A 12,814-nucleotide genomic window follows, 5' to 3' on the forward strand; every position below is an offset into this window, starting at 1 on the left:
AGGGAGCCGCTCGCAGCGGGCTCAGATCTCCCCGAAGCCGGCTTCCACTTGGCTACGCACCAGGTCCACGGCGCGCTGCGCATCAGGACCCGTGGCTGAAACGTTGAGCTCAGTGCCCTGCGCTGCGCCGAGCGTCATCAGCATCATGACCGACTGCCCATCCACACCGTTGATCTCAATCTCCACATCCATGGCTCCCAGCTCACCAGCCAAGGATGCCGCCGGACGGGCGTGCAGCCCCATGGGGTTGATCAAAGTGAGTAGTGCCGTCACGGCACTATCGGTCCCGGCCTCTTGGGGCCCGACATCCTGGGGCCCGACCACCGGATTGGTGCGGGCAAGCGCCGTCTCGGCAGCCTTGCACACAACGTCAGCCGAAGCGCCCGACTGGGCTGAAACCGCTGCCGCAATGGCCCCTTCGACCAACGGCGCATCGGCCAGCAGTACAGTTGCCGGACTCCCCAAGAACTCCAAGGCAGATTCGGCGGTCATGACAGCCGAGCCGAGGTCGGTCAGCACCACGGCACCGGCACCGGTATCCGCCAGCCCCATCGCGGTCATGACCTTTTCCAGCGAAGTCCCAATGCCGCCGTCGTCCATTCCTCCGGCGGCAACCAAGAGCACGTCGGGGGCCATCTGGGCCGCCAGTTCAACCACTCCGGCCGCCAGCTTTTCGCTATGCGAGACGATCACCAGCCCCACGCTCATGCTGCGTCCTGGGCAGCATGAACGGCGGCACGCAGAATGAGTGCCGATGAGGCGGCGCCGGGATCGCGATGCCCAATGGCCCGCTCCCCCAAATAGCTGGCCCGGCCCTTGTGCGCAATCAGCGGATCGGTGGAGAGCGCCCCTGCCTCGGCGGCCGTCGCGGCAGCCTCCAATACGGCCATCGGGTCCGCTCCGGAAGCCACCGCGGCGGCAGCCGCGTCGACGGCAGGACTCCACGCATCAATCATGGTTTTGTCACCCACCTCAGCCTTACCGCGGGCAACCACGCCATCCCGCGCTGCGGCCAGAGCCTCCGCGAGGATGCTCCCGTCCAGTTCGGTGGCGTCACCAACAGCCGTTCCGGCACGCAGGAACGCCGTGCCATACAGTGGTCCCGCAGCCCCTCCCACCTTCGACATCAAGGTCATGGCCGCCAGTTTGAAGGCGGCACCGGGGGTGGCGGGCGGCTCGGCGTCGAGCTTTTCAAGAATGGCGCTAAAGCCACGGTCCATGTTCTCACCGTGATCACCGTCGCCAATGGCCCGGTCCAATTCAATCAGGGCCATTCGGTTCTCCGCGATCACCGCGGCGGAGAGCCGCAACCAGCGCTCAGCCCAGGCAGCGTCAAGAATTTGGCTCATTTACATCCCCCATCGCAACGCCGGAGTGTTCACCGGAGCGTCCCACAATTCGGTCATTTCATCATCTAAACGCAGTATCGAGATGGAACAACCCTGCATCTCCAGTGCCGTGATGTAGTTGCCCACGAGTGAACGCTCCACCACCAGTCCTGCTGCTTCGAGCACCTTGGCTGCGTGCCGGTAAACGATGTACAGCTCGCTGGTGGGGGTGCCGCCCATGCCGTTGACGAACAGGAGCACCTTCTCGCCTGCGCTTGGCTTAAGGTCCGCCAGAATCGGTTCCAGCAAGTGATCGGTGATGGCGTCCGCATTTTCCATCGGAATGCGGCGACGCCCGGGCTCACCGTGGATGCCAATGCCAATCTCAATCTCGTTATCGGCAAGCTCAAAACTGGGGACACCTGCGTGCGGAACCGTGCAGGCGGACAGTGCCACACCCATGCTACGCACATTGTCCACGACGCGCTGACCAATGGCGGCGACGGCGTCGAGATTGTCCCCGCGCTCTGCCGCAGCGCCGGCGATCTTCTCCACCAGAACGGTTCCGGCCACACCGCGGCGACCGGCCGTGTACAGCGAATCTTCCACGGCGACGTCGTCGTTCACGAGGACGGTGCGGACACTGACGCCCTCCGCCTCGGCCATCTCAGCGGCCGTCTCAAAGTTCAGCACGTCACCGGTGTAGTTTTTCACAATATGCACCACCCCGGCGCCTGTGTTGGCGGCGATGGTGGCCGGGATGATCGCGTCCGGTGTGGGTGAGGTGAACATGGCGCCGGGGACTGCGGCATCGAGCATGCCGAAGCCTACGTAGCCTGCGTGCAGCGGCTCATGACCGCTGCCACCTCCGGACACCAGGCCCACTTTCCCTTCCCGGGGCGCATTTTTGCGTGTGATAAACAAAGGATCAGGGTGGACGGTCACATGGTCGGCATGCGCCTGACCGAACCCTTCCACCGATTCATTGAGTACTGCCTTGGGATCATTGATGAGCTTTTTCATGATAGAAACTCTCCGAATCACAGCGGTTTGCGGCGGACGGGCGTCACTGCCGCCCACTTTGAACACTACCCGGAGAAAACCGCAGATGGTAGGGAGACTCCAGAGAGAATCAGAGTTGGCAGATCATCCTGGTGTTCCCCAGTGTGTTGGGTTTGACCCGTGCCAAGTCCAGGAATTCGGCCACGCCTTCATCGGCGGAACGTAGCAGCTCTGAGTAGACCTCAGGATCGACGGGGCTCTGATTGGCCATGACGGTGAACCCGTTGCGGATAAAGAAGTCCACCTCAAAGGTCAGGCAGAAGACACGGTTGACGCCCAAGGCCCTGCCACTGTCCAGCAGTTTCTCCACGATGGCGCGGCCAACTCCCTTGCCGCGCCAGGAATCTGCCGTGGCGAGGGTCCGAATTTCGGCCAAGTCTTCCCACATGACGTGGAGTGCACCGCAGCCAACAATCTCTCCGTCAATTTCGGCAATGAGAAATTCCTGGATGGCCTCGAAATACGTGACCGACTCCTTGGAGATCAGGATTCGTCGCTCCGCCAGCGGTGCTACGAGGCGTTTGATCGCTTGAACGTCTGCCGTGCGGGCAGGCCGGAGGACAATGACGGGGGTAGTAATTTGTGAACTCACCGTTTTAGTCTATGACCGTTGAACGTCATTCCTTGAAGCACCGCGTTGCTGGACCTGCACCGCCCGGTTGAATGCCGCCAGCCGCCACTTCCCGTGCACCACCGACAGGGGCCAAATCAGGAGCCACGAATACATGGCCCACTCGGGGCTGATGAATGCCACGGGAATGGACAGCACAAACACGGCCACAACAGGGTCGGTGCCGTGGAGCACCAACCTGTACAAGTCCGCATCAACCCAGCCGTGCATCAATTTGGCCCTGTGCGCGTGGACCCACAAAATGCTCAGACTCACAACACTTCCGCTGATGGTCAGCGCATAAATGATGGGTGGCCAGGGGCTCTGGGCGCTGGCCTGGAAGAGCAGAGAGGTTGGTAGTGGCAGGAAGACAACAAAGAACAGGGCCATCAGGTTGATGCTTTGCAAGGCAGAATCGTAGTTCTTGATAGCCACAAATTTCCGGTGATGATTCATCCACAACCTACCCACCAGAATAAAGCTCAGAATGAACGCCACCAGCGGTTCCGCCTGTTCCGCCAGCACTGCTTGAAACTCTGCCGCCGACATCTTTGGATCCAGTGCGGACAGTTTCAAGTCCAGCACCAGCAATGTCATGGCGACGGCAAATACGGCGTCGCTAAAGAACATGGTTCTTTCGGTTTCAGATCCCCGGTGCAAGCTGTGGGCATGGGCCACCAGCCGATCTGGAATCGGCGAGCCTTTGCGACGCAGGAAGTTGCCCACGTCTTCCAAGCTATGCCCGAATCCGCTACTGCGCCAGTGCGCTTTGGGACAGAGAAACCGTTGGTACAGCCGAAACTCTCGGTGCGGCGGTGGGCCCACCACGCCCGTCCACACGCGAAAGCGGCACCCGCCCCGCAAAGGGTGGATGCCGCCGTCGAGCTTGAACGTTGGAGCTAGAGCTTCAGAACTTCTGGAGCCTTAGGCCGAGGCCGTGATGGCTTCGGGGATGTTCGGCTTAGTGTTGCCTACGAAGGTGAACTTAGCGTCGTCACCCTCGCCTTCAACGTCCACGCTGATGATGTCGCCATCCTTGAGCTCACCGAACAGGATCTTCTCGGAGAGGTGATCCTCAATCTCGCGCTGGATGGTGCGGCGCAGCGGCCGGGCACCCATCGCGGGATCGTATCCCTTGGTAGCGAGCAGAATCTTGGCGGCAGGCGTGAGCTCGATGCCCATGCCCTTGTCAGCCAGGCGGCCCTCCAGGCGTGCAACCATCAGGTCGACGATCTCGATGATCTCATCCTGGGTCAGCTGCGGGAACACCACAACATCATCCACACGGTTCAGGAACTCGGGGCGGAAGTGCTGCTTGAGCTCCTCCGAGACCCGGGCCTTCATGCGGTTGTACCCGGTCTGCGTGTCCGTGCCGGACTGGAAACCAGTGGCAATTGACTTGGAGATATCGCGGGTACCCAGGTTCGTGGTCATGATGATGATCGTGTTCTTGAAGTCCACCACGCGGCCCTGGCTGTCGGTCAGCCGACCATCTTCCAGAATCTGCAGCAGTGAGTTGAACAGATCGGCGTGAGCCTTCTCCACCTCATCGAAGAGCACCACGGAGAACGGACGGCGGCGAACCTTCTCGGTCAGCTGTCCACCCTCTTCGTAGCCTACGTATCCGGGAGGTGCACCGAACAGTCGGGAGACCGTGTGCTTCTCCGAGTACTCGGACATGTCCAAGGTGATGAGGGCATCTTCGTCACCGAAGAGGAACTCGGCCAGCGCCTTGGCCAGCTCGGTCTTACCAACACCTGTGGGGCCGGCAAAGATGAACGAGCCACCGGGACGCTTGGGATCCTTCAGACCCGAACGGGTCCGGCGGATGGCCTGCGAGATGGACTTGATGGCCTCATTCTGACCCACCACACGCTTGTGAATCTCGTCTTCCATCTTCAGCAGACGCGTGGACTCGGCCTCGGTCAGCTTGAAGACCGGGATACCGGTGGAGTTTGCCAGAACTTCTGCAATGAGTTCCTCGTCAACCTCGGAGATCTCATCGAGGCCTCCGGACTTCCACAGGCGTTCCTTGTCGGCACGGGCGGTGATGAGCTTCTGCTCGTCGTCGCGCAACGACGCGGCACCCTCAAAGTCCTGGGCGTCAATGGCGTCTTCCTTGCGCTTCTTAACCGCAGCGATTTCACCATCCATCGCCTTGAGCTCCGGCGGAGCAGTCATGCGACGGATGCGTAGACGCGCACCAGCCTCATCGATCAAGTCAATGGCCTTATCCGGCAGGAAGCGGTCACTGATGTAGCGGTCAGCCAAGGTGGCAGCCGCCGTCAGGGCGCCGTCGGTGATCGAGACGCGGTGGTGTGCCTCGTAGCGATCGCGCAGGCCCTTCAGAATCTCAATGGTCAGCGGAACCGTGGGCTCGGGCACCTGAATGGGCTGGAAGCGGCGCTCAAGAGCGGCGTCCTTCTCAATGTGCTTGCGGTACTCATCCAAGGTGGTGGCACCGATAGTCTGCAGTTCTCCACGAGCCAGCATGGGCTTGAGGATCGAGGCAGCATCGATGGCACCCTCAGCGGCGCCGGCACCCACAAGGGTGTGGATTTCGTCGATGAAGAGGATGATGTCGCCGCGGGTGCGGATTTCCTTCAGGACCTTCTTCAGGCGCTCCTCAAAGTCACCGCGGTAGCGTGAGCCAGCCACGAGCGAGCCGAGGTCAAGGGTGTAGAGCTGCTTGTCTTTGATGGTCTCGGGCACGTCGCCGCGCACAATGGCCTGAGCCAAACCTTCAACAACGGCAGTCTTACCAACGCCGGGCTCACCGATCAGCACGGGGTTGTTCTTGGTGCGGCGCGAGAGGATCTGCATAACGCGTTCCATCTCATGCTCGCGCCCAATAACCGGGTCGAGCTTGTTTTCACGCGCTGCCTGTGTCAGGTTCCGGCCAAATTGGTCCAGCACAACTGAGCCGGCGGGTGTACCTTCGGGCTGCTGGCCACCGCCACTGGCGGCAGGTTCCTTGCCCTGGTAGCCGGACAACAGCTGGTTGACCTGCTGGCGCACACGGCCCAGATCAGCCCCAAGCTTCACCAGTACCTGCGCGGCAACGCCTTCACCTTCACGGATCAGGCCGAGCAGAATGTGCTCGGTGCCAATGTAGTTATGGCCCAGCTGCAGCGCCTCACGCAGCGAAAGTTCCAGAACTTTCTTGGCGCGCGGGGTGAACGGGATGTGCCCGCTGGGTGCCTGCTGTCCTTGGCCAATGATTTCCTGAACCTGTTCACGGACACCGTCCAGCGAAATGTTCAAGGACTCCAGGGCCTTGGCGGCAACACCCTCACCCTCGTGGATGAGACCGAGCAGAATGTGCTCGGTGCCAATGTAATTGTGGTTGAGCATGCGGGCCTCTTCTTGGGCCAGCACAACAACACGTCGGGCTCGATCAGTAAATCGCTCAAACATTTCGCCACACTCCTTTTACTGCGTACTTTGATGCTACGCAGTACCCGGGCCCTGTGGGGGCATGTTCGCCACAGGGGAAATAGCAAATTGCTCCCTGCATATCCGCCGTGGCTTTTAAAGTACGACGGCGGCACCACCTGGCGGATTCTAGGAGTCGTTGCAACACTGCTGTTGGTTAGGTTTCCAATAGTAGGTCACGCATGCGCTCGGCTGGTGTACTCCAGCCGAGCGTTTTGCGTGGGCGTGCGTTGAGTTCCTGGGCGACGTGTTCGAGGTCTTCGGGGCTGTAGATGCTGAGGTCCGTGCCTTTGGGAAAGTATTGGCGCAGGAGACCGTTGGTGTTTTCATTGGACCCGCGTTGCCAGGGACTGTGGGGGTCGCAGAAATAGACGTCCATGTCAGTGGCGATGCTGAAGGCCTTGTGTTTGGCCATTTCCACGCCTTGGTCCCAAGTCAGTGAGCCGCGGAGGTGGGCTGGCAGGTTAATCATGGTCTTGATGAGTGCGTCGCGTACCGTTTCGGCGGTGTGGTCACCTGGCAGGTGCACGAGCATGACGTAACGGGTGGTGCGTTCCACTAGGGTTCCGATGGCTGACTGATTGGAGGCGCCCATGATGAGGTCCCCTTCGTAGTGGCCCGGGACGGCGCGGTCCTCGATCTCAGTCGGGCGCTCGGAAATATTGATCATCGGGTCCCGGAATCTAGGGGTGCGTTCTTCCGGGTTTTTACGAGCTATTCGGCGGGTCCGACCCCTTCTCAGCGCTGTGGATACCTCACGACGAAGTGCACCTCGGGATTGGAAGTAGAGGGCTTGATAGATCGTTTCGTGGCACACACGCATATCCTGATCGTCGGGGAATTCCAGAACCATCTTGTTCGATATTTGTTCCGGTGACCAGCGCTTGCGCAGCCCGTCTTCAATGAAGGACTTCAGCCGCGGGCAGTGCTGGATTTTTGACGGTTTAGGTCGTGGTCGCCGAACCACAGAACTACGGTGTGCACCATAGGGCCGATAACCACTGACCGGACTGCTGTTGCGCTTGATCTCCCGGCTGATCGAGGAGACGTTTTTCTGCAAGGTTGTGGCTATTGCTCGTAAAGAGGCCCCTTTGGAGAGCATGTCGTGAATGACCTCCCGATCGGCCAAGCACAGATACCGACTATCAATGACGCGTTCAAGTCGTTGCAACGTCGCTCGAGGAGAACCAGAGGCGTTAGTGCGAGAAGTCATTCCTTTGTTATAGTCCACAGCCCGGCCGTTGGGATAAATACGGCCATTCTTTGTCCTGTGGATCCCGGCATCCCACTCCTGTGCGGTGGTGGAGTGAATGCCCAACTTCATGGCTGCGTCATGGCGTGTGAGCCCCCCGGACCGAAGCCGCAGGAAATCCTCCCGGCTGGGCTGTTCGGAACGCTTACGTGCCAGTCCTGCCCGTCTTACCCACTGATAACAGGTATTCCGATTCAGCCCCAGAACCTTGGCCGCTTCAGTCACACTGCCAATCGTCGCGAACAGATCGAAGAACTCTTGCTGCTGCTCCGGAGAAGTCTTCACTTGCCGAACTGAGGTTCCTGCAGCTTTCCTGGCCTGATAGGCCCACTGGTCGCAAGTGCGCCTATTCAAGCCCAGCTTCGCCGCAGCCAAGGGGATGCTACCGGTATCCGCAAGCAGATCGAAGAACTCTTGCTTCTGCGCCGGCGAATACTTAAGCCCTCCCGATGGCTTGTGAAGCCCAAGGTACTCTCTCGGTGAAACGCTCTTTTCCGTTAAAGACGACACGGTCGTTGCAACTCCCAAAATGATTAGGTGTTGCAACGACCGCTAGAACTCGCCCCTTGGTGAGGTGATGCCGCCGTCGTACTGCCCTAAGGAAGGACGAAGAACTCTGTTGCTAGTTACGCTGTTAGTTACCCTGAGCCGCGTAGTAGGCATCACGGATCTCGGCCTGGATGCGGCCTCGCTCCTGCACCGTGTACCCATTTTCCCGGGCCCATGCGCGGATTGCGGCTACGTCACTGCCAGCCTTGGGTGCTGCAGGACCACGACCCCGCACTGCACGGCCACCAACGCGGCGCCCTGAAGCAATGTACGCAGACAATGATTCGCGCAATGCTGCTGCGTTCTCCGCGGAAAGATCAATTTCGTAATTGATGCCGTCTAGCCCGAAAGTGACGTTTTCGTCGGCTGCGCTCTGGTCAATATCGTCCACAAGGGTGATGTGAATTTTCTGTGCCATGGGGATTGCTCGCCTCACATAGTGTAAATGAATACTTCAGAAACGATTATGGTTTGAAAATTCTGTCACGTCAAAGTTCAGTTATTGCGCGACTCGCTAAACGCCTTGTTCATCCTTGGAATCTACTTCATTTTCAGCCTGCGCCAATGCGTCGCGTTCTGCACGATCGGCATTGAATATGGCCTTCATCGCGAAGTAAAAAATTGCCCCAACACCCAATGACGGCAGAATAACTGCAACGTATTCCATATTATTTACGACTCCTGCTCTGGCTTCATCAAGGGGAAGAGAATGGCTTCACGAATACCAACACCGGTGAATAGCATGACCAAACGGTCCACACCCAGCCCCAGACCACCCATGGGCGGTGCACCATATTCCAGCGCCCGCAGGAAGTCTTCATCCAGCTGCATGGCCTCAGGATCACCGGCTGCTGCAGCCAGGGACTGCTTAGTGAGACGGTCTCTCTGAATAACGGGGTCAACCAGTTCGGAGAAGGCTGTGCCAGTCTCCGTGCCGCCAATAATCAAATCCCACGCCTCGATGAGATTGGGCTTGTCACGGTGCGGGCGGGCCAGCGGTTGCGCCGACGGCGGATAATCACAAACAAAGGTGGGCTGAATTAGTGTAGGCTCCACAATTTCACCAAAGAGTTCGGTGACTAGTTTCTCAGCATCCCAGGCCGAATCAATCTTGATGTCACGCTCTTGCGCAATAGCACGCAATTCGTCAGCTGTCGTCTCGGGGGTAATTTCCTTGCCAACAGCATTGGAAAGACCCTCATAGACGGGCAGCCAAGGCCATTCGCCGTCGAGATTAATTTGACCTTGATCAGTTTCAATGATGCGCGAGCCAACAGCATCTGCAGCGGCGAGAATAATGCGCTGCATGGTTTTAGCCATGGTGAATTGGTCACCATATGCTTCATACGCTTCCAGCATGGTGAATTCGGGGCTGTGCGTTGAATCAACGCCTTCGTTACGGAAGATTCGGCCGACTTCAAAGACCTTGTCCATGCCGCCAACTACCGCCCTCTTCAGGAACAGCTCTATGGCGATCCGCAAGGTCATGGGCTGGTCAAAGGCATTCAGGTGCGTATGGAACGGGCGGGCAGAGGCGCCACCGTGGATGAGCTGCAGGATGGGGGTTTCCAGCTCAATGTACTCTTCACCGTGGAGCGTGTCGCGGATAGCTTTAACAATGGCGGAGCGCTTCTTGACCTGTTCGCGAGCAGTGTCACGGACAATCAAGTCAACGTAACGCTGACGGACGCGCATTTCCTCAGAGAGCTCTGCGTGCAAGACGGGTAGCGGGCGCAGCGCCTTGGAAGCCATGAACCATTCGGCAGCCATGATGGACAGCTCACCGGTGCGGGAGCTGATGATCTCGCCCTTGATGAAGACGTGGTCACCAAGGTCAACCAGCGACTTCCAGTTGGCCAGTGCCTCTTCGCCAACATTGGCGAAGGAGAGCATGATCTGCAAGCGGACGCCTGAGCCGGACTGTAGCGTGGCAAAGCACAGCTTGCCCTTGTTGCGCACATACACAACACGGCCGGTAACGCCGGCGATCTCACCCGTGGCGGTATCGGCTTCCAGCTCCGGGTACTTGGCCCGAATCTCTTCTAGAGTGTGCGTCCGCGCCACCCCAACCGGGTAGGCCTGTTCGCCTCGCTCAAGCAATTTGGCACGCTTGTCCATACGGACAAGCATTTGCTCGGAAACGTCACTGGGTTCAGGGGAAAGGGTATTTTCTGCGCTCACGAGTTAACAGCTTAGTTGGTGAATCTGGGTATACGCTCCGCGCCTGCTTTAAGCCCTCAGTCCAGCAGCTCAAGCGCTGGCTCGGCACTGGGTGGCAATGCTGGCTTCGACGCTGAAATACCGGCTGGGACTTTTCGATTCCGGTGTCCATTCGGGCTAGGCCGTTTTCTAGGCCCCTTCGACGGTGGAGCCTCGAACTACCAAGGTAGCTTCAAGCACCACGGGTGTCACCGCCACGTTTTCTCCGCCCATGACCTGCAACAGCTGCCGTCCTGCCAGACGCCCCATTTCCATGGCTGGCAAGTGCACCGTGGTCAGTCCCGGGCTGGATGTCTGTGAATAGGGCAGGTCATCAAAACCGGCGACGGCAAGGCTCTGCGGCACAGCCAAGCCCACCACGCGAGCTTCTTGCAGGACACCGTAAGCCTGGGTATCAGTGGCACAGGCAATGGCGGTTACCCCAGCCACTGACCACTGTGGCCATGCCTGGGCGAAGGCTAGCGCCGCCGCGCCAACATCGATTGTTGTTTGTGCAACGGCCACTACGTCACAGCCCAGCTCTCTGGCTTTGTCGCAGAAGGCTGCACGGCGCACCCGGAACGTTTCGGTGCCGGTGGTGCTATCAAGGTAGGCGATCTTCCGGTGCCCCTGGCCAGCTAAGTGCTGAGCCAGCAGCCGGGCCCCGCTCGCCACATCGAAGTTTACTGATGGCACATCATTACTAATGCCGGCCGCATCCAACAACACCATAGGTTCGCTGGCCTGCAGTTCTACAAGGAACCGTGAGCTGGGGGCATCGATGAGCAGTCCGGCGGGACGCAAGGCCAGCAGTCGGCGCACATCCGCCGGATCCGGCGTTTGTCCGGCATCAGTCACTGACAGCAGGAGGGCATACTGCTGGCCGATGACTTCCCTCAGGCCGGCAATAACCTTGGCATAAAACGGATTTGAAACGTCCGGAGCAACCAAAATAACAATGTTGCTGTGCCCCTTGGCTAGGGAACTGCCGAGGGAATCCACCACGTAACCGAGTTCCTGCACCGCCTGCTCAACCTTGGTGATAGTCCCCTCGGACACCCGCCCTGCGGTCTTGCCATTGGTCACCAGTGAAACCGTTGCCGCCGATACTCCCGCCCTAGCAGCAACCATGGCCGCCGTGACGCGGCGGTTGCCGTTTTTGCGGGCGGGGGCTGATGGTGGCGGCTGCATGGATCGATCGTACCGGCGTCTGGGAAGATCCTTGCAACCGCAACGAATCAAGCGCTTAACGTGCCTCGCGTTAAGCGCTTGACGTTAACTTCCTGTGGTGCCACACTTGATTACTGTGCATCACCGGGAAACTCCGGAGCCGCCCCAACGACGTGGAGAAAATACTATGGAACAGCAAACTGCAGCCCAGCCCCGCAAGATCATTCTTGACTGCGACCCCGGCCATGACGATGCGGTGGCCCTGCTCTTGGCCCACGGCAACCCCAACATTGACTTGCTTGCCGTGACCACCGTGGTGGGTAACCAGACACTTGAAAAGGTCACCCGCAACGCCCTGAGCGTGGGCACCATTGCCGGCATCACCGGAGTCCCCTTTGCCGCAGGTTGCGACCGCCCCTTGGTACGCAGCATCGAGACAGCGCCTGACATCCACGGCGAGTCCGGCATGGATGGTCCAGAACAGCCCGAGTCCACCATCGAGTTGGACCCACGCCACGCCGTCGACCTCATCATTGAAACCATCATGGCGCACGAACCGGGCACCATAACCCTGGTCCCCACCGCCGGACTGACGAACATCGCCATGGCCGCGCGCAAGGAACCGCGCATCGTTGAGCGCGTGAAGGAAGTTGTCCTCATGGGCGGCGGCTACCACGTGGGCAACTGGAGCCCGGTGGCCGAATTCAACATCAAGATCGATCCCGAGGCAGCACACATCGTGTTCAACGCCGGCTGGGAAGTTGTCATGGTTGGACTGGACCTGACCCACCAGGCGCTGGCCACACCCGAGGTGGTTGCCGCCATTGATGCCGTGGGCACCAAGCCGGCCAAGTTCGTCATGGAGCTGATGGATTTCTTCGCCAAGACGTACAAGGATGCACAGGGCTTTGACTACCCGCCGGTCCATGACCCGTGCGCCGTCGCCTATGTCATTGACCCCACCGTCATGACCACACAGAAGGTTCCCGTGGACATTGAGCTCACGGGCACGCTGACCTTGGGCATGACCGTGGCCGATTTCCGCGCCCCCGCCCCGGCCGACTGCAAGACCAGCGTTGCCGTCACCCTCGACCACAAGAAGTTCTGGAACATGGTCACCGACGCACTCGTGAATATTGGTGAGGTCGACGCGTGAGCTTCGCAACCACAAAGTCCGGGACGCTGAGCAAGCCCGGCAACATTACCGCT

Annotated in this window: 12 protein-coding genes; 1 reads left to right on the forward strand and 11 read right to left on the reverse strand. The window is 59.5% G+C overall.

What is annotated here, in order from left to right; translation table 11 throughout:
• Nucleotides 1-21 precede the first annotated feature (21 nt).
• From dhaM to AB0O97_RS09345, 11 genes are all read right to left on the reverse strand, one after another.
• Nucleotides 22-708, reverse strand: a complete 687-nt coding sequence (dhaM, locus tag AB0O97_RS09295) for a dihydroxyacetone kinase phosphoryl donor subunit DhaM (RefSeq protein ID WP_363881919.1) — start codon at nt 706-708, stop codon at nt 22-24.
• Nucleotides 705-1,349 carry a dihydroxyacetone kinase subunit DhaL gene (gene dhaL, locus AB0O97_RS09300; protein WP_363881921.1) on the reverse strand — a complete coding sequence of 215 codons (645 nt, stop codon included), beginning with the start codon at nt 1,347-1,349 and terminating at the stop codon, nt 705-707. The genes dhaM and dhaL overlap by 4 nt, the downstream gene beginning before the upstream one ends.
• Nucleotides 1,350-2,351: a dihydroxyacetone kinase subunit DhaK gene (dhaK, locus tag AB0O97_RS09305; RefSeq protein WP_363881923.1), complete on the reverse strand. Its 1,002-nt coding sequence runs from the start codon at nt 2,349-2,351 to the stop codon at nt 1,350-1,352.
• A 109-nt stretch (nt 2,352-2,460) separates the two neighbouring features.
• Nucleotides 2,461-2,982, reverse strand: a complete 522-nt coding sequence (locus AB0O97_RS09310; RefSeq protein ID WP_363881925.1) for an amino-acid N-acetyltransferase — start codon at nt 2,980-2,982, stop codon at nt 2,461-2,463.
• Between the two features lie 9 nt (nt 2,983-2,991).
• Nucleotides 2,992-3,630, reverse strand: a complete 639-nt coding sequence (locus AB0O97_RS09315) for a TMEM175 family protein (protein ID WP_363881927.1) — start codon at nt 3,628-3,630, stop codon at nt 2,992-2,994.
• A gap of 294 nt (nt 3,631-3,924) precedes the next feature.
• Nucleotides 3,925-6,417, reverse strand: a complete 2,493-nt coding sequence (locus AB0O97_RS09320; RefSeq protein WP_363881929.1) for an ATP-dependent Clp protease ATP-binding subunit — start codon at nt 6,415-6,417, stop codon at nt 3,925-3,927.
• 175 nt (nt 6,418-6,592) lie between these two features.
• Complete coding sequence (locus AB0O97_RS09325) at nt 6,593-7,648, reverse strand: IS30 family transposase (protein WP_363882014.1); 1,056 nt, start codon at nt 7,646-7,648, stop codon at nt 6,593-6,595.
• A 673-nt stretch (nt 7,649-8,321) separates the two neighbouring features.
• A complete protein-coding gene (locus AB0O97_RS09330) occupies nt 8,322-8,654 on the reverse strand; it encodes an Lsr2 family protein (RefSeq protein WP_363881931.1) in 333 nt (110 codons plus the stop codon).
• A gap of 96 nt (nt 8,655-8,750) precedes the next feature.
• Nucleotides 8,751-8,903, reverse strand: coding sequence for a hypothetical protein (locus AB0O97_RS09335; protein WP_363842350.1), 153 nt, complete (start codon nt 8,901-8,903; stop codon nt 8,751-8,753).
• Between the two features lie 5 nt (nt 8,904-8,908).
• On the reverse strand, nt 8,909-10,417 hold the full coding sequence (gene lysS, locus AB0O97_RS09340) for a lysine--tRNA ligase (protein ID WP_363881933.1): 1,509 nt from the start codon (nt 10,415-10,417) through the stop codon (nt 8,909-8,911).
• A gap of 168 nt (nt 10,418-10,585) precedes the next feature.
• Complete coding sequence (locus AB0O97_RS09345) at nt 10,586-11,626, reverse strand: LacI family DNA-binding transcriptional regulator (protein WP_363881935.1); 1,041 nt, start codon at nt 11,624-11,626, stop codon at nt 10,586-10,588.
• Between the two features lie 166 nt (nt 11,627-11,792).
• Here AB0O97_RS09345 and AB0O97_RS09350 point away from each other — a divergent pair, with 166 nt between their 5' ends.
• Entirely contained in the window at nt 11,793-12,761 is a 969-nt protein-coding gene (locus AB0O97_RS09350; RefSeq protein WP_363881937.1) for a nucleoside hydrolase, read from the forward strand.
• Nucleotides 12,762-12,814: the final 53 nt, after the last annotated feature.

It is taken from the genome of Specibacter sp. NPDC078692 (assembly GCF_040686835.1).
Lineage (GTDB): Bacteria > Actinomycetota > Actinomycetes > Actinomycetales > Micrococcaceae > Specibacter.

Coding starts and splice junctions, on each gene's coding strand:
- dhaM (WP_363881919.1), bottom strand. CDS start 708: ATGAGCGTGGGGCTGGTGATCGTCTCGCATAGCGAAAAGCTGGCGGCC.
- dhaL (WP_363881921.1), bottom strand. CDS start 1,349: ATGAGCCAAATTCTTGACGCTGCCTGGGCTGAGCGCTGGTTGCGGCTC.
- dhaK (WP_363881923.1), bottom strand. CDS start 2,351: ATGAAAAAGCTCATCAATGATCCCAAGGCAGTACTCAATGAATCGGTG.
- AB0O97_RS09315 (WP_363881927.1), bottom strand. CDS start 3,630: ATGTTCTTTAGCGACGCCGTATTTGCCGTCGCCATGACATTGCTGGTG.
- AB0O97_RS09320 (WP_363881929.1), bottom strand. CDS start 6,417: ATGTTTGAGCGATTTACTGATCGAGCCCGACGTGTTGTTGTGCTGGCC.
- AB0O97_RS09325 (WP_363882014.1), bottom strand. CDS start 7,648: ATGACTTCTCGCACTAACGCCTCTGGTTCTCCTCGAGCGACGTTGCAA.
- AB0O97_RS09330 (WP_363881931.1), bottom strand. CDS start 8,654: ATGGCACAGAAAATTCACATCACCCTTGTGGACGATATTGACCAGAGC.
- AB0O97_RS09335 (WP_363842350.1), bottom strand. CDS start 8,903: ATGGAATACGTTGCAGTTATTCTGCCGTCATTGGGTGTTGGGGCAATT.
- AB0O97_RS09345 (WP_363881935.1), bottom strand. CDS start 11,626: ATGCAGCCGCCACCATCAGCCCCCGCCCGCAAAAACGGCAACCGCCGC.
- AB0O97_RS09350 (WP_363881937.1), top strand. CDS start 11,793: ATGGAACAGCAAACTGCAGCCCAGCCCCGCAAGATCATTCTTGACTGC.